The following is a 394-nucleotide window of genomic DNA, read 5'->3' on the forward strand; positions in this document are numbered from 1 at the left end:
GGTCGGCGAGGTGCTGGCGGTGATCAAGGACCTGGCCCAGGACGGCATGACCATGCTGCTGGTGACCCACGAGATGAGATTCGCCTACGAGGTGTCCGATCGCATCGTCTTCATGAGCCAGGGCCGCATCGAGGAGCAGGGCCCGCCCCGCGAACTCTTCGAGCGCCCCCGTTCCACCCGTCTCGCCGAATTTCTCGGCCGGACCTCCTTCTGAATCCTTCCCCCGCTACAGGAGCACCCTTATGAGCATCACCCGATACGGCGCCGGCGAACGCGGCGCAGGCGGCCAACCCCTGCCCTTCGCCCGTGCGGTGGAAGCCGATGGCTGGCTGCACGTCTCCGGCCAGGTGGCCATGGAGAATGGCGAGATCATCGACGGCGGCATCGTCGCCCA

2 pseudogenes are annotated in these 394 nt (G+C 66.8%); both read left to right on the forward strand.

From position 1 onward, the window contains the following. Positions 1 to 214: pseudogene (locus FS767_RS21665) on the forward strand (amino acid ABC transporter ATP-binding protein); the annotation flags it as partial. 28 nt (positions 215 to 242) lie between these two features. After that, positions 243 to 394, forward strand: a pseudogene (locus FS767_RS21670) (RidA family protein); the annotation flags it as partial.

Origin of the sequence: Pseudomonas sp. DE0010, from assembly GCF_007680745.1 — a bacterium.
Classification (GTDB): domain Bacteria; phylum Pseudomonadota; class Gammaproteobacteria; order Pseudomonadales; family Pseudomonadaceae; genus Aquipseudomonas; species Aquipseudomonas parafulva_B.